This window comes from Micromonospora sp. NPDC007220 (assembly GCF_040634035.1).
GTDB lineage: Bacteria > Actinomycetota > Actinomycetes > Mycobacteriales > Micromonosporaceae > Micromonospora > Micromonospora reichwaldensis.
Window position 1 is genome coordinate 114546 of the sequence record NZ_JBEYEU010000015.1, and the last position, 19201, is coordinate 133746.

The 19201-nt window shown below is 74.5% G+C and carries 18 protein-coding genes; 12 read left to right on the forward strand and 6 right to left on the reverse strand.

Translation table 11 applies throughout. The features are described from left to right. Positions 1-79: 79 nt before the first annotated feature. Genes ABZ573_RS23410 through argH form a run of 5 tightly spaced genes read left to right on the forward strand, consistent with a single transcriptional unit; the run spans position 80 to position 5658 of the window. The gene (locus ABZ573_RS23410; RefSeq protein WP_358120889.1) at positions 80-1492 is read left to right on the forward strand and encodes an acetylornithine transaminase; all 1413 of its coding nucleotides are present in this window, start codon (positions 80-82) and stop codon (positions 1490-1492) included. Continuing rightward, entirely contained in the window at positions 1489-2466 is a 978-nt protein-coding gene (argF, locus tag ABZ573_RS23415; protein ID WP_358120892.1) for an ornithine carbamoyltransferase, read from the forward strand. Before ABZ573_RS23410 ends, argF begins: the two co-directional genes overlap by 4 nt. Further along, on the forward strand, positions 2463-2978 hold the full coding sequence (locus ABZ573_RS23420; protein ID WP_358120895.1) for an arginine repressor: 516 nt from the start codon (positions 2463-2465) through the stop codon (positions 2976-2978). The genes argF and ABZ573_RS23420 overlap by 4 nt, the downstream gene beginning before the upstream one ends. Continuing rightward, positions 2975-4180 carry an argininosuccinate synthase gene (locus tag ABZ573_RS23425; protein WP_327027786.1) on the forward strand — a complete coding sequence of 402 codons (1206 nt, stop codon included), beginning with the start codon at positions 2975-2977 and terminating at the stop codon, positions 4178-4180. The genes ABZ573_RS23420 and ABZ573_RS23425 overlap by 4 nt, the downstream gene beginning before the upstream one ends. Before the next feature lie 14 nt (positions 4181-4194). Next, the gene (argH, locus tag ABZ573_RS23430) at positions 4195-5658 is read left to right on the forward strand and encodes an argininosuccinate lyase (RefSeq protein ID WP_327031194.1); all 1464 of its coding nucleotides are present in this window, start codon (positions 4195-4197) and stop codon (positions 5656-5658) included. A 40-nt stretch (positions 5659-5698) separates the two neighbouring features. Here argH and ABZ573_RS23435 read toward each other — a convergent pair whose 3' ends face one another. Both ABZ573_RS23435 and ABZ573_RS23440 read right to left on the reverse strand, forming a co-directional pair. Continuing rightward, positions 5699-6055, reverse strand: a complete 357-nt coding sequence (locus tag ABZ573_RS23435; RefSeq protein WP_132240196.1) for an MmcQ/YjbR family DNA-binding protein — start codon at positions 6053-6055, stop codon at positions 5699-5701. A 50-nt stretch (positions 6056-6105) separates the two neighbouring features. Further along, positions 6106-6522, reverse strand: a complete 417-nt coding sequence (locus tag ABZ573_RS23440; protein WP_151455545.1) for a DNA-binding protein — start codon at positions 6520-6522, stop codon at positions 6106-6108. A 90-nt stretch (positions 6523-6612) separates the two neighbouring features. Between ABZ573_RS23440 and ABZ573_RS23445 the strand changes: the two genes are divergently transcribed. The 3 genes from ABZ573_RS23445 (at position 6613) to ABZ573_RS23455 (ending at position 9147) form a co-directional block, all read left to right on the forward strand. Further along, positions 6613-7245 carry a DNA-3-methyladenine glycosylase gene (locus ABZ573_RS23445; protein WP_358120899.1) on the forward strand — a complete coding sequence of 211 codons (633 nt, stop codon included), beginning with the start codon at positions 6613-6615 and terminating at the stop codon, positions 7243-7245. Between the two features lie 166 nt (positions 7246-7411). Continuing rightward, a complete protein-coding gene (locus tag ABZ573_RS23450) occupies positions 7412-8527 on the forward strand; it encodes an LLM class flavin-dependent oxidoreductase (RefSeq protein WP_132240199.1) in 1116 nt (371 codons plus the stop codon). Then, entirely contained in the window at positions 8524-9147 is a 624-nt protein-coding gene (locus ABZ573_RS23455; protein WP_358120902.1) for an FMN reductase, read from the forward strand. Before ABZ573_RS23450 ends, ABZ573_RS23455 begins: the two co-directional genes overlap by 4 nt. Positions 9148-9195: 48 nt before the next feature. Here ABZ573_RS23455 and ABZ573_RS23460 read toward each other — a convergent pair whose 3' ends face one another. The 3 genes from ABZ573_RS23460 to ABZ573_RS23470 form a co-directional block, all read right to left on the reverse strand. Next, the gene (locus tag ABZ573_RS23460; protein ID WP_358120905.1) at positions 9196-10053 is read right to left on the reverse strand and encodes a universal stress protein; all 858 of its coding nucleotides are present in this window, start codon (positions 10051-10053) and stop codon (positions 9196-9198) included. 126 nt (positions 10054-10179) lie between these two features. Beyond that, positions 10180-11076 carry a universal stress protein gene (locus ABZ573_RS23465; protein WP_358120908.1) on the reverse strand — a complete coding sequence of 299 codons (897 nt, stop codon included), beginning with the start codon at positions 11074-11076 and terminating at the stop codon, positions 10180-10182. Positions 11077-11125: 49 nt separating this feature from the next. Further along, complete coding sequence (locus ABZ573_RS23470) at positions 11126-13831, reverse strand: cation-transporting P-type ATPase (protein ID WP_358120911.1); 2706 nt, start codon at positions 13829-13831, stop codon at positions 11126-11128. A 326-nt stretch (positions 13832-14157) separates the two neighbouring features. Between ABZ573_RS23470 and ABZ573_RS23475 the strand changes: the two genes are divergently transcribed. The 3 genes from ABZ573_RS23475 (at position 14158) to ABZ573_RS23485 (ending at position 16789) form a co-directional block, all read left to right on the forward strand. Beyond that, the gene (locus tag ABZ573_RS23475) at positions 14158-14640 is read left to right on the forward strand and encodes a GNAT family N-acetyltransferase (protein ID WP_132240206.1); all 483 of its coding nucleotides are present in this window, start codon (positions 14158-14160) and stop codon (positions 14638-14640) included. 53 nt (positions 14641-14693) lie between these two features. After that, positions 14694-15338, forward strand: a complete 645-nt coding sequence (locus ABZ573_RS23480) for a YgjV family protein (RefSeq protein ID WP_151455540.1) — start codon at positions 14694-14696, stop codon at positions 15336-15338. Between the two features lie 131 nt (positions 15339-15469). Beyond that, entirely contained in the window at positions 15470-16789 is a 1320-nt protein-coding gene (locus ABZ573_RS23485; RefSeq protein WP_151455539.1) for a hemolysin family protein, read from the forward strand. Between the two features lie 50 nt (positions 16790-16839). Here the strand turns inward: ABZ573_RS23485 and ABZ573_RS23490 are convergent, their stop codons facing one another. After that, positions 16840-17223, reverse strand: coding sequence for a PaaI family thioesterase (locus tag ABZ573_RS23490; protein ID WP_192581459.1), 384 nt, complete (start codon positions 17221-17223; stop codon positions 16840-16842). A gap of 105 nt (positions 17224-17328) precedes the next feature. Between ABZ573_RS23490 and tyrS the strand changes: the two genes are divergently transcribed. Continuing rightward, positions 17329-18615: a tyrosine--tRNA ligase gene (tyrS, locus tag ABZ573_RS23495; protein ID WP_151455549.1), complete on the forward strand. Its 1287-nt coding sequence runs from the start codon at positions 17329-17331 to the stop codon at positions 18613-18615. Positions 18616-19201: the final 586 nt, after the last annotated feature.

Here is a 19201-nt window from a genome sequence, read left to right on the forward strand (position 1 = left end):
CGAACGAAGAGGACACCGTCAGCGCGCGGAGCGGGCCTGTCAGCTCCGCCGCCGCCAACCAGGAAGGCACGATCGCCGGATGAGCACGCTCGTCGAGCGCTGGGCACAGTCCATGATGGACAATTACGGCACGCCGCCGCTCGCCCTCGTCGCAGGCTCCGGCGCAGTCGTGGTCGACGACGCCGGCCGGGAGTACGTCGACCTCGTCGGCGGCATCGCGGTCAACGCCCTCGGCCACGCCCACCCGGCCGTGGTGGCCGCCGTGTCGAAGCAGGTCGCCACCCTCGGGCACGTCTCGAACCTCTACATCGCCGAACCGCCGGTGGCCCTCGCCGAGCTGCTGCTGGCCCTGGCCGGGCGGCCGGGACGGGTCTTCTTCGCCAACTCGGGCGCGGAGGCCAACGAGGCGGCGTTCAAGCTCTCCCGGCTGACGGGCCGCTCGCACGTGGTCGCCACCCGGGGCGGCTTCCACGGCCGGACGATGGGCGCGCTCGCCCTCACCGGCCAGCCGGCCAAGGCCGATCCGTTCCGCCCGCTTCCCGGCGAGGTGACCCACGTCGACTATGGCGACGTGGCGTCCCTGGAGGCGGCTGTCACCGACGCCACCGCGATGGTGATCCTGGAGCCGATCCAGGGGGAGAACGGCGTGGTGGTCCCGCCGGCCGGCTACCTGGCCGCTGCACGCCGGATCACCGCCCGGCACGGCGCGCTGCTGGTGCTCGACGAGGTGCAGACCGGTGTCGGGCGTACCGGGCACTGGTTCGCGCACCAGGCCGACGGGATCGAGCCCGATGTGGTGACCCTTGCCAAGGGCCTCGGCGGCGGGCTGCCCATCGGCGCCTGCCTGGCCTTCGGTCGGGCCGCCGAATTGCTGGCCCCCGGCTCGCACGGCACCACCTTCGGCGGCAACCCGGTGAGCTGCGCCGCCGCCCTCGCGGTGGTGTCGACCATCGCCAGCGAGGGGCTGCTCGACCACGTCAAGCGGGTCGGCGAGCGGCTGCGCCGGGGGATCGAGGCGCTGGGCCACCCGCTGGTCGACGGCGTACGCGGCGCGGGCCTGCTGCTCGGCGTGGTGCTCGCCGCGCCCGTCTCGAAGGTGCTCGCCGAGGCGCTGCGCGAGGCCGGCTTCCTGGTCAACCCGGTGCAGCCCGGCGTGGTACGGCTCGCCCCGCCGCTGATCCTCACCGTCGCCCAGGCCGACGCCTTCCTGGCCGCCCTCCCGGCCGCCCTCGACGCGGCGTCCCCGGCCGCCGCCGGCACGGTCCCGGCCCCTGCCTCTGCCTCTGCCCCTGCCCCTGCGGCCTCCGTCCCTGCCGCCGCCTCCGTCCCGGCGGCTGCCGGCGCATCCCCGGCTGCCGCCGCCAGCGCCGCCGACTCTGCACCAGATCTTGGTGAGAAACGGCCCCTCCAGGGGCCGGAACCTACCAAGATCTCGACGCCGCCCACCGCGCCCACCGTGGCGATGTCGAGTACGACGGAGGCGGGGGCGTGATCCGGCACTTCCTGCGGGACGACGACCTGAGCCCCGCCGAGCAGTCGGCCGTGCTCGATCTGGCGGCGCGGATGAAGGCCGACCGGTTCGGTCACCGGCCGCTGGCCGGGCCCCGGTCGGTGGCGGTGCTGTTCGACAAGCAGAGCCTGCGCACCCGGTTCTCGTTCGACGTGGGCATCGCCGAGCTGGGTGGACATCCCCTCGTGGTGGACACCCAGGTCACCCACTTCGGGCGGGGCGAGACGCTGGCCGACGCCGGCCGGGTGCTGTCCCGCTACGTGGCGGCGATCGTGCTGCGTACCCACGGCGACGACCGGATCGCCGAGGTGGCCGACGGCGCCAGCGTGCCGGTGGTCAACGCGCTCACCGACGGCTTCCATCCCTGCCAGCTCCTGGCCGACCTGCTCACCGTCCGCGAGCACTGCGGCGGCACCGCCGGGCGGACGCTGGCGTACGTCGGCGACGCGGCGAACAACCTCGCCCACTCGTACCTGCTCGCCGGAGCGACCGCCGGCATGCACGTCCGGGTCGCCGGGCCGGCGGGCTTCGGCCCCGACCCGGAGGTGGTCGCCCGGGCCGCGAAGATCGCCGCCGGCACCGGGGGTTCGGTGCAGGCGCTGACCGATGCGGTGGCGGCGGTGGCCGGCGCCGACGTGGTCGCCACGGACACCTGGACCTCGATGGGGCAGGAGGACGACGGGCTGGACCGGATCACCCCGTTCCTGCCGTACCAGGTCAACGCCGCGCTGCTCGGGCACGCCGCGCCCGACGCCGTCGTGCTGCACTGCCTGCCCGCGCACCGGGGCGAGGAAATCACCGACGAGGTGCTCGACGGCCCGCAGAGCGTCGTGTTCGACCAGGCGGAGAATCGGCTGCACGCCCAGAAGGCGCTGCTGACGTTCCTCCTCGGGGCCGCGCCCGCCGCCCCGGACGCGGCGGCGCCGGGCGTCGCCGTGACCAGGGAGACACCATGACCGCCCCGCTGACCCGTGCCGCCCGGCACGCCCGCATCGTCGAGTTGATCCGCGAGAAGGCGATCCACTCGCAGACCGAGCTGGCCGACCTGCTCTCCGGCGACGGCATCCAGGTCACCCAGGCCACCCTCTCCCGGGACCTCAAGGAGTTGGGCGCGGTCACCGCGCGCGGCGGCGACGGGCGGGCCGTCTACCTCATCCCGGAGGACGGCCACCGGCCGCTGCGTGACGCCGAGGCGGCACCGGCCCGGCTGGTCCGGCTGCTGCGCGAGCTGCTCAACGGGGTCGACGCCAGCGGCAACATCGCCGTACTGCGCACCCCGCCGGGCGCAGCCCACTACCTTGCCAGCGCGTTGGACCGGGCGGGCCTGCCCGAGATCGTCGGCACCATCGCCGGCGACGACACCATCCTCGTCGTGGCCCGCGAGGCCGTCGGCGGGGCCGCACTCGGCGACAAGCTCGCCGGCTGGGCCCGCCGCGAAGAGAACGTCGAAGGGAACACCACACCATGACCGAGCGGGTTGTGCTCGCCTACTCCGGAGGGCTCGACACCTCCGTCGCCATCCCGTACCTGGCCGAGGAGACCGGCGCCGAGGTGATCGCCGTGGCGGTGGACGTCGGGCAGGGCGGCGAGGACCTCGACGCCATCCGGCAGCGCGCCCTGGACTGCGGCGCCGTGGAGTCGGAGGTGGTCGACGCGCGCGACGAGTTCGCCGCCGGGTACTGCCTGCCGGCCATCCGCGCGAACGCGCTCTACATGGACCGCTACCCGTTGGTCTCCGCGCTGTCCCGGCCGCTGATCGTCAAGCACCTGGTGGCCGCGGCCCGCAAGCACGGCGGCACCATCGTGTCGCACGGCTGCACCGGCAAGGGCAACGACCAGGTCCGTTTCGAGGTCGGCCTCGGCGCGCTCGCCCCCGACCTGAGGATCGTCGCGCCGGCCCGGGACTTCGCCTGGACCCGGGACAAGGCGATCGCCTTCGCCGAGGAGAAGGGGCTGCCGATCGACGTGTCGGCGAAGTCCCCGTACTCCGTCGACCAGAACCTGTGGGGCCGCGCCGTCGAGACGGGCTTCCTGGAGGACATCTGGAACGCGCCAGTCGAGGACCTCTACTCGTACACCTGCGACCCGGCGCAGGAACGCGACGCCGACGAGGTCGTGATCACCTTCGACGCCGGCGTGCCGGTGGCGATCGACGGCGAGACCGTCACCCCGTACCAGGCGATCCGGGAGCTCAACCGGCGCGCGGGCGCCCAGGGCGTCGGCCGGCTCGACATGGTCGAGGACCGCCTCGTCGGCATCAAGAGCCGCGAGGTGTACGAGGCGCCGGGCGCGATCGCGCTGATCACGGCCCACCAGGAGCTGGAGGCGGTGACCGTGGAGCGGGACCTGGCCCGGTTCAAGCGCGGCGTCGACCAGCGCTGGGGGGAGTTGGTCTACGACGGCCTGTGGTTCTCGCCGCTGAAGCGCGCGCTGGACGCGTTCATCGACGACGCGCAGCGGCACGTGACCGGCGAGGTACGGCTGACCCTGCACGGCGGCCGGGCCACCGTCACCGGACGCCGCTCCGAGGCCAGCCTCTACGACTTCGGCATGGCCACCTACGACACCGGCGACACCTTCGACCAGTCCCTGGCGAAGGGCTTCGTGCGGCTCTGGGGCCTGCCGAGCGAGATGGCCGCCGCACGGGACGCCCGGTTGGGCGGCTGCTGACCATGACCACCAGAATGGGCGCCGTGGACGACAAGAGCCTGACCGAGAACAGCGCCGCCACCAACCGCACGAGCCTGTGGGGCGGCCGATTCGCCGGCGGCCCCGCCGAGGCCCTGGCCCGCCTGTCGGTGAGCGTGCAGTTCGACTGGCGGCTGGCCCCGTACGACATCGCGGCGTCCCGGGCGCACGCCCGGGTGCTCGCGGGCGCCGGCCTGCTCGACCCGGACGAACTGGGCCGGATCCTCGCCGCCCTGGACGACCTGGAGGCCGCCTGCGCCTCCGGGCAGTTCCGTCCCACGGTCGACGACGAGGACGTGCACACCGCCCTGGAACGCGGCCTGCTGGAGCGGCTCGGCAGCCTCGGCGGCAAGCTGCGCGCCGGCCGGTCCCGCAACGACCAGGTCGCCACCGACCTGCGGCTCTACCTGCGCGACCACGCCCGGGGCGTGGCCGGTCGGCTGGTCGAGCTGGCCGAGGCCCTGGTCGAGCAGGCCGAGCGGCACGTGGAGACCGCCGCACCCGGCATGACGCACCTGCAGCACGCCCAGCCGGTCACGTTCGGGCACTGGCTGCTGGCCCACGTGCAGCCGCTGCTGCGTGACCTGGAGCGGCTGAGCGACTGGGACCACCGCACGGCGGTCAGCCCGCTCGGCGCGGGCGCGCTCGCCGGCTCCGGCCTGCCGCTGGACCCGGTGGCCGTCTCCAAGGAGCTGGGCTTCCGCACGTCCTTCGCCAACTCGATGGACGCGGTCGCCGACCGGGACTTCGTCGCCGAGTTCCTGTTCGTCACCGCGCTGATCGGGGTGCACCTGTCCCGCCTCGGCGAGGAGGTGGTGCTCTGGACGTCGCAGGAGTTCGGCTGGGTGGAGCTGGACGACGCGTTCGCCACCGGTTCGTCGATCATGCCGCAGAAGAAGAACGCGGACATCGCCGAGCTGGCCCGGGGCAAGTCCGGCCGGCTCGTCGGCGGGCTGATGAGCGTGCTCACCATGCTCAAGGGTCTGCCGATGAGCTACGACCGGGACATGCAGGAGGACAAGGAGCCGGCCTTCGACGCGGTCGACACCCTGGAGCTGCTGCTGCCGGCGCTCGCCGGGATGATCTCCACGATGACCGTACGCGCCGACCGGCTCGTCGCCGCCGCGCCGGTCGGGTTCTCCCTCGCCACCGAGGTCGCCGACTGGCTGGTGCGCCGCAACGTGCCGTTCCGCGACGCGCACGAGATCACCGGCAGGTTGGTGGCGCTCTGCGTGGCCCGCGACTGCGCCCTCGACGAGGTCAGCGACGACGACCTCGCCGCGGTCAGCGAGCACCTCGACCCGTCGGTGCGCGACGTGCTCTCCGTCCGCTCGGCGCTCGCCGCCCGGATCACGCCCGGCTCGACCGGTCCCGGGCCGGTCGCCGACCAGCTCGCCGCCGCCGCCGACAAGCTCGCCACCTGGCGGGAGTGGGCCGCCGAGCGGGTCGTACCCCGCTGAGTCGCCGACCCCGCGCGGCGCCGTCGGCGTCGCGCGGGGTTCAGCCCGCGGGGCGCTCCCGCTTCGGCAGCTTCGCCACCACCGCGTCGTACGAGGCGTCGACCGCCTCGATCAGCTCCTCCTCGTCGATCCCGCCGGCCAGGCGCAGCGTGTTCCAGCCGGCGCGCCCGATGTACGGCGACGGCCGCGCGTCGCCCGGGTGCCGGTGCAGCCACTCGTCGGCCACGTCCCGGCTCGGGCCGCACTTCACCCCGACGGTCGGCTGGTCGCCCCCGGCGGAGCCGAGGAAGGCGAAGATCCGGCTGCCGACCTTCACCACCTCGTCGCCCTCCCACGGCCGGTCGAGCCAGGCTCCCGGCTTCCCCAGGCAGTACGCCAGCATCTCCTCGCGCGTCATCGCGTCCTCCTCGACACCGATCCCGCGCCCAGTCTCGTCCATCGGCGGCGTCATTCGGTGGTGGCGGTGCGGGCGGAGAGCCGTTCGAAGCGCTGCTTGGCGGCCTGCGCGCTGCCCAGCCCGAGCCCGTACGCGATCTGCTGCCAGGTCAGTCCGCGGCTGCGGGCCAGCGTCAGCAGCCCCGCCTCCATCGTGTCGACCTCGGCGCGCAGGTGCGGGACGAGGGTGAGCGCCGCGACGAGGTCCGCCTCGTCGACGGGCTCCTCGTCGGGCTCGACCTCGGCCCCGCCGGCGGCGAGGGCGGTGACGAGCGCGACCGCCTCGTAGGTGTCCGGTACGTAGGGGTTGGTGTGTCGGCGGCGCCGCGTCTCGGTGCCGGCGTGCCGCTCGGTGATCCGGTGCAGCGCCTCGTAGGTGCGGTGTGCCCTGGCCCGGCTCGGGTCGGGACCGGTGAAGGAGTCAGTCATGCGAGCACTCCATCACGTCAACGTTACGTTGTCAACGGAATGTTGATAGCTGCTCGGCGTCGGGTGGCGCCAGCGGATAGGGTCGTGCTCGTGGTGGCGTACTCCCAGCGCCGGCCCGCTGATCTCGCGGGGCTGGCCGACCTGCTCGCCGGCCCGGTGGTGCCGGCCGCCCGGGGCCTGCTCGGCTGCCGGCTGACCGCCGGCGACGTGACCGTCCGGATCACCGAGGTCGAGGCGTACGCCGGGACGGCCGGCGACCCGGCCTCGCACGCGCACCGGGGCCGCACCCCGCGCAACGCCGTCATGTTCGGGCCGGCGGGGCACGCCTACGTCTACTTCACCTACGGCATGCACTGGTGCATTAACGTCGTCACGGGGCCCGACGGGGAGGCCTCGGCGGTGCTGCTGCGCGCGGGCGAGGTGGTCGACGGCGTCGAGACGGCCCGCGCCCGGCGCCCCGCCGTACGCCGGGACGTCGATCTCGCGCGCGGGCCCGCCCGGCTCTGCGCGGCCCTGGGCATCGACAAGAGCGCCTACGGCCGCTGGCTGCTCGGCGACGGTCCCGTCCGCCTGCGCCCGGCCGACGTGCCGGTGCCCGGCGAGGCGGTCGCCGCCGGGCCGCGCGTCGGCGTCACCGGCGCGCACGACGTGCCGTGGCGGTTCTGGATCGCCGGCGACCCGACGGTCAGCGCCTACCGCCGGCACGTGCCGCGTAGCCGCTGACCTGTCCGGGCACGCCCGCCGCGTGATCGACGTGCAGGGCGTGGGAGGCGTGGCGGCGGCCACCGGCGGTGCCTCCGGTGGCGGAATAGTTGACTCGTCAAACATGTTGTGCGGTGCGTCCGGGCGCCGCAGCGGCCCCGGCCAGGGACAACGCGAGGAGCTGGTCATGCAGTTCGGAGTCTTCACCGTCGGCGACGTCACGGTCGACCCGACCACCGGTCGCGAGCCGACCGAGCATGAGCGGATCAAGGCGATGGTCACGATCGCGCTCAAGGCCGAGGAGGTCGGCCTCGACGTCTTCGCCACCGGCGAGCACCACAACCCGCCGTTCGTGCCGTCGTCGCCCACCACCATGCTGGGCTTCATCGCCGCCCGCACCGAGCGCCTGCTGCTCTCCACCTCCACCACGCTGATCACCACCAACGACCCGGTGAAGATCGCCGAGGACTACGCGATGCTCCAGCACCTCGCCGACGGTCGGGTGGACCTGATGATGGGGCGCGGCAACACCGGGCCGGTCTACCCGTGGTTCGGCCAGGACATCCGCAACGGCATCCCCCTCGCCATCGAGAACTACGACCTGCTGCACCGGCTCTGGCGCGAGGACGTGGTCGACTGGAAGGGCCGCTTCCGCACCCCGTTGCAGTCGTTCACGTCGACGCCGCGCCCGCTCGACGGCGTGCCGCCGTTCGTCTGGCACGGCTCGATCCGCAGCCCCGAGATCGCCGAGCAGGCCGCCTACTACGGCGACGGCTTCTTCGCCAACCACATCTTCTGGCCGAAGGAGCACACCCAGCGGATGGTCGGGCTCTACCGGCAGCGCTACGCCCACTACGGTCACGGCTCCGCCGACCAGGCCATCGTGGGCCTCGGCGGGCAGGTGTTCATGCGGCGCAACTCGCAGGACGCGGTGCGGGAGTTCCGGCCGTACTTCGACAATGCGCCCGTCTACGGGCACGGCCCGTCGCTGGAGGAGTTCACCGCGCAGACCCCGCTGACCGTCGGCAGCCCGCAGCAGGTCATCGACCGTACGCTGGGCTTCCGCGACTACGTCGGCGACTACCAGCGCCAGCTGTTCCTGATGGACCACGCCGGCCTGCCCCTGAAGACCGTGCTGGAGCAGCTCGACCTGCTCGGCGAGGAGGTCGTCCCCGTGCTGCGCAAGGAGTTCGAGTCGCTGCGCCCGGCGCACGTGCCGGCCGCGCCCACCCACGCGTCCCTGCGGGACGCCGCCACCAGCGGCGACGCCGCGGATCGTGCCGGGACGGGAGCGGGCCGATGACCCGCCGCACCCTCGCCGTGGTGTCGGCCGGGCTGGGGCGGCCCTCGTCGACCCGGCTGCTCGCCGACCAGCTCGCCGCGGCCACCCGCGACGAGCTGGCCCGGCGCGGCGACGACGTCGACGTCCGCCCCGTCGAGCTGCGCGAGCACGCCCACGACATCGTCAACCACCTGCTGACCGGCTTCCCGTCGCCCGCGCTGCGGGAGGTGCTCGACACGGTCACCGGCGCGGACGGGCTGATCGCCGTCACGCCGATCTTCCACGCCTCGTACAACGGGCTGTTCAAGTCGTTCTTCGACCTGGTCGAATCCGGCGCACTCGCGGACCGGCCGGTGCTGGTCGGCGCCACCGGTGGAACGGCCCGGCACTCGCTGGCGCTGGAGCACGCGCTGCGTCCGATGTTCGCCCACCTGCGGTCCGTCGTGGTCCCCACCGCGGTCTTCGCCGCCCCGGAGGACTGGTCCGCCGGGTCCGCCGACGGCGCGCTGCGGGCGCGGATCGTCCGCGCCGGCGGCGAGCTGGCCGATCAGGTCCACCGGCAGCCGGCGTCCACCGGCCCCGCCGACCCGTTCGCCCTCACCACCAGCTTCGACGAGCTGCTCGGCGGTCGGGACCACTGATCGCCGCCGACCCGCCGGCCCCGCCCGGGGCCGGCGGGTCGGGGCACGTCAGCGGGCGTGACCGTACGGGCGGGCCACCAGCACCGGGCAGTGCGCGTGCTGCACGAGGGCCTGGCTGACCGAGCCGAGCAGCAGCCCGGCGAACCCGCCCCGGCCCCGGGAGCCGACCACCACCAGCGCCGCGTCCCCGCTGGCCTCGACGAGTGCCTGCTCGGCCTTCGGCGCCCGGAGCACCCGCTCCTCCACGGCCAGCCCCGGGTGGCTGCCCCGGACGGCCGCCGCGGCGGTGGCCAGCAGCTCGGCGGCGTGCGTGTCCGTTGCCCCGTCCGCCGGCGCGCGGTCCGGGGGCTGGACGTGCAACAGCACCAGCCCGTCGCCCCGGCGGGCCGCCTCGTCGGCCGCGTACCCGACCGCCAGCTCGGCGGGCTCCGACCCGTCCACCCCGACCAGCACCGGCCCGGCGACGGGGATCGGCTCCTCGGCGGGGCGCACCACCAGCACCGGGCAGTGCGCGTGGGCGGCCACCTGCGTGCCGACCGAGCCGAGCAGCAGCCCGGCGAAGCCGCCCAGCCCCCGGCTGCCCACCACCACCAGCTCGGCCCGCCGGGACTCCTCGACCAGCGTCGCACCCGGCCCGCCCGCCACCTGGCGTACCTCGACGGTCAGCCCCGGGCAGCGCTCGGCGAGGTCGGCGGCCGTCGTCTCCAACATCTTCTGCGCCTCCTCGGTCGGCGCCGGCAACCCCAGGTCGTACGGGTTGACCGGCACGCCGTAACCGAGCGGATGCAGGTAGCCGTGCACCAGGTGCAGGGGGCGGGACCGCAGCACGGCGGCCCGGGCGGCGTGCTCCGCCGCCAGCAGGCTCGCCGGTGATCCGTCCACACCCACCACCACGGGTCGGTTCATGAGCCCTCCAGAGATCGATCAGGCCATTGTCGACGGGGCACCGCCGACCCGCCGGCATTTGCGTCGACGCCGTCGCGCCGGCCGGGGGAGCGGCCGACGCGACGGCGTCGCGGTGCGGTGACCGGATCAGGACGCGTCGGCCCGCTTCGGGTGCCGCACGATCACCAGCGGGCAGTGCGCGTGGTGCAGCACCGCGTGGCTGACCGAGCCGAGCAGCAGCCCGCCCAGCGCGCCCCGGCCGCGCGCCCCCACGACCACCAGCTGGGCCTTCTTCGACTCCTCCACCAGTACGCCGCCCGGGGAGCCCCGGACCAGCCGGTGCTGCGCCGGCACGTCGGGGTAGCGCTCGGCGAAGCCGGCGACGGACTCCGCGAGGGCGCGTTCCTCGTCCGCGGCGTAGGCGTCCAGGTCGTACGCCAGGGGCAGGACGTCACCGGGGCCGACCGGCGTGGGATAGAGCCAGGCCTGCACGGCGAGCAGCGGGGCACCCCGGCGGCTCGCCTCCTCGAAGGCGAACGCGACGGCCTCGAGGGAGCACTCGGAGCCGTCGACGCCCACCACGACCGGGCCGTCGGCGCGCTGCTCGCCGCGCACCACGAGCACGGGGACCTGCGCGTGGGCGGAGACCTGCACGGTGACGGAGCCGAGCAGCAGCCCGGCGAAACCGCCCAGGCCCCGGTGGCCCAGCACCAGCAGCGCGGCGTTCCGGGACTCCCCGAGCAGGACGGGGGTCGCCGCGCCGTCGACCACCACGCCGGTCACCGGCACGTCCGGGGCGGTCCTGGTGGCCTCGGCGATCGCCTCGGCGACGTACCGCTCGGCCTGGTTGCGCAGACCGGCGCCGGCCGGCGCGCCCTCGGCGGCACCGAGCGGGGCGCGCGTCAGGGGCCAGATGAAGGCGTGCACGACCCGCAGCGGGCGCTGCCGCTCCGCCGCCTCCCGCGCCGCCACCCGGACCGCGTCGAGCGCGGCGGCCGAGCCGTCCACACCCACCACGACGGGGGCACCGGTGTTCATGGTCATCGACTCCTCCTTCGTCCACCTTCAGCCTGCTTCGTCCGCACGCTACCCGTCAGAGGCGGTCGTCCCGACCAGCGGGACCTTGGTCCCGAATCGCAGGCTGGCGGTCACCGGCCGGGCCGTCCGACACCGGCACGCGCCGCGCGGGCCGACCGACACCGGCCACCGCGTCCGGACCCCGCGTGCTCCCGTCCCGCAGGGGCGCGTCCGCCGGGCCGTCGCCGCCACCCGGGCGGCGGGCCAGCCGCAGCACCAGCCCGGGCAGCACGCTGACGGCGGCGCAGGCCAGCAGCTCCGCCGCGCCGAGCGGCTGCGTGCCGAGCAGCTCCCGCAGCGGCGGCAGCAGCACCCCGGCGACCTGGAGCAGCGCGGAGACCGCCACCGCGACCGGCAGCGCCAGGTTGCCGCGCCGGGCCCCGCGCGGTCGCGGCGCGCGGACCGCGAGCGCCACCCCGAGCTGGGCCAGGCCGAGCACCACGAAGACCACCGACTGCCAGGGCCGGTCCCAGTGCGCGGCGAGCACGCCGGCACCGAGCACCACGGCGGCGATCAGACCGCCGGTGACCAGCACGTCGCGGCCCAGGCCGGCCCCGAGCACCGACTCCGACGGGGAGCGCGGCGCCCGGCGCAGGGTGCCGGGCTCCGCCGGCTCCGCGCCCAGCGCCACCCCCGGCACACCGTGGGTGAGCAGGTTCACCCAGAGGATCTGCGCCGGCAGCAGCGGTACGGCCAGCCCGAACAGCGGGCCGAGCAGCATCACGGCGATCTCGGCGACCCCGCCCGAGAGCGCGTAGCGCAGGAACCGCCGGATGTTGTCGTAGATGCGGCGACCCTCACCGATCGCGGCGGCCACCGTGGACAGGTCGTCGTCGACGAGCACCAGGTCGGCGGCCTGCCGGGCGACCTCCGTGCCACCGCCCATCGCCACCCCGATGTCGGCGCGACGCAGCGCGGGGGCGTCGTTCACCCCGTCGCCGGTCATCGCCACCACGTGCCCCCGCGACTGGAGGCCCGCGATGATGTCGAGCTTCTGCTCCGGCTGGGTCCGCGCGAACACCCGGGCCTGCGGGTGCGCCCGCGCCGGGTCGCCGTCGTCCCCGCGTACCACCGGGTCGCCCTCGCGCCAGAGCCCCAGTTGGCCGCCGATCGCCGCGGCGGTGGCCGGGTGGTCGCCCGTGATCAGCACCAGCCGGACCCCGGCGTCGTCGAAGCTGCCCGCGATGTCGGCCGCGCCCGCGCGCAGCGGGTCGCCGACGGCGACCAGCCCCACGGGCCGCAGCCCGACCGGCCGGGCGGGATCGGCCGGCGGGGCGTCCACCACGGCGGACGCGATGGCCAGCACCCGCAGCCCCTCGGCGGCCAGCCGGTGCGCGACGGCGGTCAGCTCGGCGATCTCCTCGGCGGAGGCGTCGACCAGCGGCGCGGCCAGCACGTTCTCCGGCGCGCCCTTGCATACCACCAGGTACCGCCGGTCGCAGGAGCGGTGCACGGTGGTCATCCGGCGCAGCTCCTGGTCGAAGGGGTGCTCCGCGACGCGCGGCCACGCCGACCGGGTGAGCTCCGGGTCGAGGCCGCACCGGCCGGCGAAGGCGACCAGGGCCGCCTCCAGCGGGTCGCCGACGGCGGCCCACTCCGGCCGCTCGTCGGTGGGCGTAGCCAGGGTCGCGTCGTTGCAGAGCAGCCCGGCGCGCGCCAGGCTGCGCAGGTCGTCCGGTACGGCCACCGGCGCGCCCCCCTGGTGCACCGCGCCCTGCGGCGCGTAACCGCTGCCGGTGACGCCGTAGCGGGAGCCGACGGCGGTGACGGCGTGCTGCACCGCCATCCGGCCCTCGGTGAGCGTGCCCGTCTTGTCGGAGGCGATGACGGTGACGGAGCCGAGCGTCTCGACCGCGTGCAGCCGGCGGGGGATGGCCCGTGCCCCGGCCATCCGGCGGGCGCCGAGGGCGAGGGCGAGGGTGACGACCGCCGGCAGCGACTCGGGCACGGCCGCCACCACGAGGCTCACCGCGGTGACCGCCATGTCGACCACCGGCCGCCCGCCGACGACGCCGATGACGAAGACCAGCCCCGAGAGCACCACCGCGGCGAAACCGAGCACCCGACCGAGCGCGGAGAGGCGGCGCTGCAACGGGGTGGCGGCGGGCCGGGTGGACGCCACCAGGGCGGTGATCCGGCCGAGCGCGCTGGCGGCGCCCGTGCGTACCACCGTGCCGGTGGCCCGCCCGGTGGTGACCACGGTCCCCGCGCTGGCCTCCTCGCCCACGGCCCGGGTCACCGGCACCGACTCCCCGGTCAGCGCCGACTCGTCGACGCTCAGCCGGGCCGCCTCGGCGAGCAGCAGATCCGCCGGGACCACGTCGCCGGCCTCGACCCGCACCAGGTCACCACGGACGAGGTCGGCGGCGGGCAGGACGACGTCCCGGCCGTCCCGGACGACCCGTGCGGTGGGCGCGGCGAGCTGGTCCAACGCGGCGATCGCCCGGTCGGCGCGGACCTCCTGCACCACGCCGATGGCGGTGTTCACCAGCACCACCAGCACGATCACCGCGGTGTCCGGGTAGTCGCGCAGCACGGTGGTGACCACGGCGGCGGCCAGCAGCAGCGCCACCAACGGGTCGCTGAGCTGGTGCAGGACGCGCCCGCCCAGACGGCGCCGGGCCGGCGCGACCGCCGCGTTCGGCCCGTCCGCGCGCAGTCGGACGGCGGCCTCCGCCGAGCTGAGCCCGGCCGCCGGCCTGGTCGACGTGTCAGCGGGCACCGGTACGCCCCCGTGGCCGCCGTTCTCCGCACCGTCCCACATCGCCCTCCGCCCTGCCGGCGCCGTCGCGGCGCACCGTCCCGATCCCACCCTCGTCCCGCCGGACGGCACCGGCCAGGGGAGTTCCGCCCGACTGACCCGGGACCAACGGCCCTGCCGCCCACGGCCGGCGCGCGGGTGCGACACCGATCCGGCAGCGCCACCGGGCGTCCCGGCCAGCGGTCCGGTGCGACGCGGATCCGGCAGCGCCACCGGGCCACCGGGCGTCCCGGCCGGCCGGGCGGCCAGCGGCCCGGTTGTCGGTGGTCGGCCCTATCCTCGGGCCCGTGACCGCCGAGCTGCGCCTGCGCCCCGTCCGCGACGACGACCTGCCCCACTTCTTCGCCCACGAGCAGGACGCCGAGGCCAACTGGATGGCCGCCTTCGGCCCGGAGGACCCGGCCGACCGGGAGCGCTTCGACGCCCACTGGCGCCGCGTGCGCGCCGACGAGCGCAACGTCCCGCGCACCGTGGTCGTCGGCGACGAGGTCGTCGGCCACGTGGTCGCGTTCCCGGCCGACGGGCGCACCGAGGTCAGCTACTGGATCGACCCGCGACGCTGGGGCCGGGGCCACGCCACCGCGGCGCTCGCCGCGCTGCTGCGCGAGCTGCCCCAACGGCCGGTGCACGCCCGCGCCGCCAAGGACAACCGCGCCTCGCTCGCCGTGCTGCGCAAGTGCGGCTTCGTCGTCATCGGCGAGGACCGGGGGTACGCCAACGGCCGGGGCACCGAGGTGGAGGAATGGGTGCTGGAGCTGGCCGGCGACTGACCCGCCCGCCGCCCGCCGGGTCACCGCATCCGCGCGAGCACTACTCTCGCGGGGTGAACTGGCTGGAACTGATCGGCTGGACCGGCTCCGCGCTGCTGGTCTGGTCGCTGCTGCAGACGCGCATCCTCCGGCTGCGTGCCCTCAACCTGGTCGGCTGTCTGATCCTGATCGGCTACAACGCCGCCGTGCAGGTCTGGCCCATGGTCGGGCTGAACGTCGTACTCGCCGTGATCAACGTCTGGTACCTGCGGACCATGCTCGCCACCCGCCACGACGAGGCCACCTACCAGGTGGTCGAGGTCGGCGTCGACGACCAGTTCCTGGCCCACACGCTGAGTGTGCACGCCGCCGACATCGCCCGGTTCAACCCCGGCTTCCGCTGGCCGCCCGGCACCGCCGCCGAACGCTCGGCGTTCCTGGTCGTACGCGCCGACGAGGTGGTCGGCGTGGTGCTGTCGCACGCCGAGGCCGACGGCGTGGCGCAGGTCGACCTCGACTACGTGACCCGGCGGTTCCGGGACTTCACCCCGGGCGAGTTCGTCTACCGGCGCAGCAGCCTCTTCACCGACCGCGGCTTCCGTCGGGTGATCACCCCGCCCGGCATGGTCGCCCCGTACTACCACCGGCTGGGTTTCCGCCCCGAGGGCCGCTCGTACGCCCTCGACCTGCCCGCCCCGCCGGTCGCCGGGCGGATCTGATCACATCCCGCCCGGGGCGAGGATTCGCCGGCCGGTCCGGTGGGCACAGAGTGCCCTACGCCGGCCGGGGCCTTCGGCCGGCGGTGCCCGTCGTGCCGGCGGGCACCTGTCCCGCGTGAGGAGAGCCGGGCGTGCAGAGCATCTGGACCCAACTGGCCCTGGTCGGCGTCCTGGTCGTCCTCAACGCGGTCTTCGCGGGCAGCGAGATGGCCCTGGTCTCGCTGCGGGACAGCCAGATCCAGCGGCTGGAACGCACCAGCCGGGCCGGACGGGTGCTGGCCCGGCTCGCCAAGGACCCGAACCGCTTCCTGGCCACCATCCAGATCGGGATCACCCTCGCCGGCTTCCTGGCCTCCGCCGCGGCGGCGGTGTCGCTGGCCAAGCCCCTCGTACCGCTCCTCAGCGCGCTCGGCGGCGCCGCCGAGACCGTCGCGATCGTGGCGGTCACCCTGGCGCTGACCTTCGTCACCCTGGTCTTCGGCGAGCTGGCCCCGAAGCGGATCGCCATGCAGGCCGCCGAGCGGTGGGCCCTGCTGGTGGCCCGCCCGCTCGACCTGCTCTCCTCCGTGACCCGGCCGGCCGTCTGGGCCCTCGGCGCCACGAGCGACCTGGTGGTACGCCTCGTCGGGCTCAACCCGAAGCACGAGCCCGACGAGATCGGCCCCGACGAGCTGCGGGACATCGTCGCCGGCAACCACGGCTTCACCAAGGAGCAGCGGACCATCATCGCCGGCGCCGTCGAGATCGCCGACCGCCAGCTGCGGGCGGTCCTCGTACCCCGGTTGCAGGTCTTCACGCTCGACAGCGGCACCACGGCGGAGGCCGCGCGGCTGCTGCTGGCCGCCACCGGCCACTCCCGGGCGCCGGTGGTCCGGCACGGCGGCCTCGACGACGCGGTCGGCGTGATCCACCTGCGTGACCTCGTCGGCGTCCCCGAGGACCGGCCGGTCGACGAGTGCGCCCGCCCGCCGATGCTGCTGCCGGACTCCCTGCCGGTGGTGGACGCGCTGCGACAGTTCAAGGCCGAACGCCAGCACATCGCCCTGGTGGTGGACGAGCGGGGCGCGGTCGACGGGATCGTCACCCTGGAGGACATCCTTGAGGAGATCGTCGGGGAGATCTACGACGAGACCGACCGGGACGTGCGCTCCGTGCGCACCGAGCCCGACGGTGCCCTGCTGCTCCCCGGCACCTTCCCCGTGCACGACCTCGTCGATCTGGGCGTCGAGCTGCCCAGCCGGCCCGGCGGCGACTACACCACCATCGCGGGCCTCCTGCTCGCCTGCCTCGGCCACATCCCCACCGTGGCGGGCGAGAGCGTCGTCGTGGACGGCTGGGAGCTGGAGGTGACCCGCATCGACCACCGCGCCATCGTCGGGGTCCGGCTGCGCCGGGGGGCCGAGCCGGCGCCCGACGAGGCCGAGGCCGTGCTGGACGAGGCCCGGGGCTGACGCGCCCCCGCTGCCGCCTTGCGGCCGGCGCCGTCACGCGCCTCGGCGGGTCAGGCCGGGTAGAGGTTCTGCAGCCGGACCTGGCCGCGGGCCACGAGCCGGGCGTCGGCGTCGGTGATCTCCACCTGCCAGAGCTGCTGGCTGCGCCCCCGGTGCACGGGGGTGCCCACGGCGGTCAGTTCGCCGTCGCGGACCGCGCGCAGGAAGTCCGTCTGGTTCGACACGCCCACGACGCGTCCGCGCTCGCCGAGCCACAGCGACCCGCCGATGCTGGCGGCCGTCTCGACCACCGAGCAGTACACGCCGCCGTGCTGGATGCCGAACGGTTGGTGCAGCTCGGGGCGGACCTGCCAACGGATCACCACCCGGTCGCCGTCGACCTCGTCGAGCTTGAGGCCGAGCAGGGCGACGAAGCCACCCGTCAGATCCGGCATGTCCACGGCCTTCCCTCCTTGATCACGACGCCGCCAGCCTACGCCGCCGGCCACCCGGCAAACCCGGTACGCTCCGTCCCCGGTCATGGGGGAGAATCGGTGACCGTGACCGACAGCAGCCCCCCGCCGCCCGGGCGGGACTCCCTGACCGACGACCTGCGGTGGCGGGGCCTGATCCAGGACTCCACCGGCCTCGACGAGCTGCGTGCGCTGCTCGACGGCAGCTCCGCCGCCTACTACGTGGGCTTCGACCCGACGGCGCCGAGCCTGCACGTCGGCCACCTCATGCAGGTCGCCACGGCACGTCGGCTCCAGCTTGCGGGGCACCGGCCGCTGCTGCTCGTCGGCGGTGCCACCGGCCAGATCGGCGACCCGAAGGAGAGCGCCGAGCGGAGCCTCAACCCGCCCGAGGTGGTCGCCGGCTGGGTGGCGCGGATCCGCGACCAGCTCGCCCCCTTCGTCTCGTACGAGGGGGAGAACGCGGCGCAACTGGTCAACAACCTGGACTGGACCGGCGAGATGTCGGTGGTCGAGTTCCTCCGCGACGTCGGCAAGCACTTCCCGGTCAACAAGATGCTGGCCCGGGAGGTCGTCAAGGCGCGGCTGGAGAGCGGCATCAGCTTCACCGAGTTCAGCTACCAGCTGCTCCAGGCCAACGACTTCTTCGAGCTGCACCGCCGGCACGGCTGCCGGCTCCAGTTCGGCGGCTCGGACCAGTGGGGCAACATCACCGCCGGCGTCGACTACGTCCGCCGGCGCGGTGCCGGGCCCGTGCAGGCGTTCACCACGCCGCTGGTGACGAAGTCCGACGGCACGAAGTTCGGCAAGACCGAGGGCGGCGCGATCTGGCTCGACCCCGAGATGACCAGCCCGTACGCGTTCTACCAGTTCTGGGTCAACGTGGACGACCGGGACGTGGGCCGCTACCTGCGGTACTTCAGCTTCCGCTCCCGCGACGAGCTGGAGGCGCTGGAGAAGGAGACCGCCGAACGGCCGGCGGGCCGGGCGGCGCAGCGCGCGCTCGCCGAAGAGCTGACCACGCTGGTGCACGGGGAACGGGAGATGGCACAGGTGGTCGCCGCGAGCCAGGCGCTCTTCGGCCGCGGCTCCCTGGACGGGTTGGCGCCAGCGACGCTGCGGGCCGCGCTGACCGAGGCCGGCCTCGTCCACGTCGACGAGCTGCCCGACGTCGCCGGGCTGCTCCGGGACTCCGGGCTGGTGCCGAGCCTCAAGGAGGCGCGCCGGGTGATCGCCGAGGGCGGCGCCTACGTGAACAACACCCGGATCACGGAGACCGACGCCACCGTCGGCCCCGGTGACCTGCTGCACGGCCGGTACCTGGTGCTGCGTCGCGGCAAGCGGTCGTTCGCCGGGGTCGAGCTGCGCGGTTAGCCGTACGGTCCCGACGTGACGCGGGACGCCCCCGGTGGATTTGACGATCGATCCGCCGGGGGCGTAACTTTCTCTCTGCCAGCGCGGAACGGACGAACCGGGGCAAAGTAACCGGCGGCCGGGCGCGGCAACGAGCTTTCGGGTCCGGCGAGTTGCACTCACCGGCCCGTGACCGGGCGGTGCCCCGGATCCGCCGCGAGGCGGATTTGGCGAGGCGGAGCCGACCGGGTATGGTTCATCGCCGGTAGGGAACCGGGCGAGCTCGCGGGAGACCGCAGCGGCCGGCCTGCCGGAAGTCACGATCGACAACGGCGCAAGCCGATGCCGCGTGGCGCCCGGAAATTAGGTTGAAGTGGTGCGGATCGCTACGAAGCGGTTTGACACGGCGGAAACTACCGGGTAACGTAGTAAAAGTGCCCGGCGCGGAAAGCGCCGGACGCGGTGAACGAAATGCCCCGGGTCGGGTGCTCCACGGTGTGGGGTTTCTGGGCGGTGTGTGGTTGTTCTTTGAGAACTCAACAGGGTGCTTGATAAGCCAGTGCCAATTATGATTTATACCCCGGACTGGTCAGGCTTCGGTTTGGCT

Coding starts and splice junctions, on each gene's coding strand:
- ABZ573_RS23425 (WP_327027786.1), top strand. CDS start 2,975: ATGACCGAGCGGGTTGTGCTCGCCTACTCCGGAGGGCTCGACACCTCC.
- ABZ573_RS23465 (WP_358120908.1), bottom strand. CDS start 11,076: ATGACCATGAACACCGGTGCCCCCGTCGTGGTGGGTGTGGACGGCTCG.
- ABZ573_RS23460 (WP_358120905.1), bottom strand. CDS start 10,053: ATGAACCGACCCGTGGTGGTGGGTGTGGACGGATCACCGGCGAGCCTG.
- ABZ573_RS23410 (WP_358120889.1), top strand. CDS start 80: ATGAGCACGCTCGTCGAGCGCTGGGCACAGTCCATGATGGACAATTAC.
- ABZ573_RS23455 (WP_358120902.1), top strand. CDS start 8,524: ATGACCCGCCGCACCCTCGCCGTGGTGTCGGCCGGGCTGGGGCGGCCC.
- ABZ573_RS23490 (WP_192581459.1), bottom strand. CDS start 17,223: ATGCCGGATCTGACGGGTGGCTTCGTCGCCCTGCTCGGCCTCAAGCTC.
- ABZ573_RS23435 (WP_132240196.1), bottom strand. CDS start 6,055: ATGACGCGCGAGGAGATGCTGGCGTACTGCCTGGGGAAGCCGGGAGCC.
- ABZ573_RS23420 (WP_358120895.1), top strand. CDS start 2,463: ATGACCGCCCCGCTGACCCGTGCCGCCCGGCACGCCCGCATCGTCGAG.
- argH (WP_327031194.1), top strand. CDS start 4,195: ATGGGCGCCGTGGACGACAAGAGCCTGACCGAGAACAGCGCCGCCACC.
- ABZ573_RS23450 (WP_132240199.1), top strand. CDS start 7,412: ATGCAGTTCGGAGTCTTCACCGTCGGCGACGTCACGGTCGACCCGACC.
- ABZ573_RS23440 (WP_151455545.1), bottom strand. CDS start 6,522: ATGACTGACTCCTTCACCGGTCCCGACCCGAGCCGGGCCAGGGCACAC.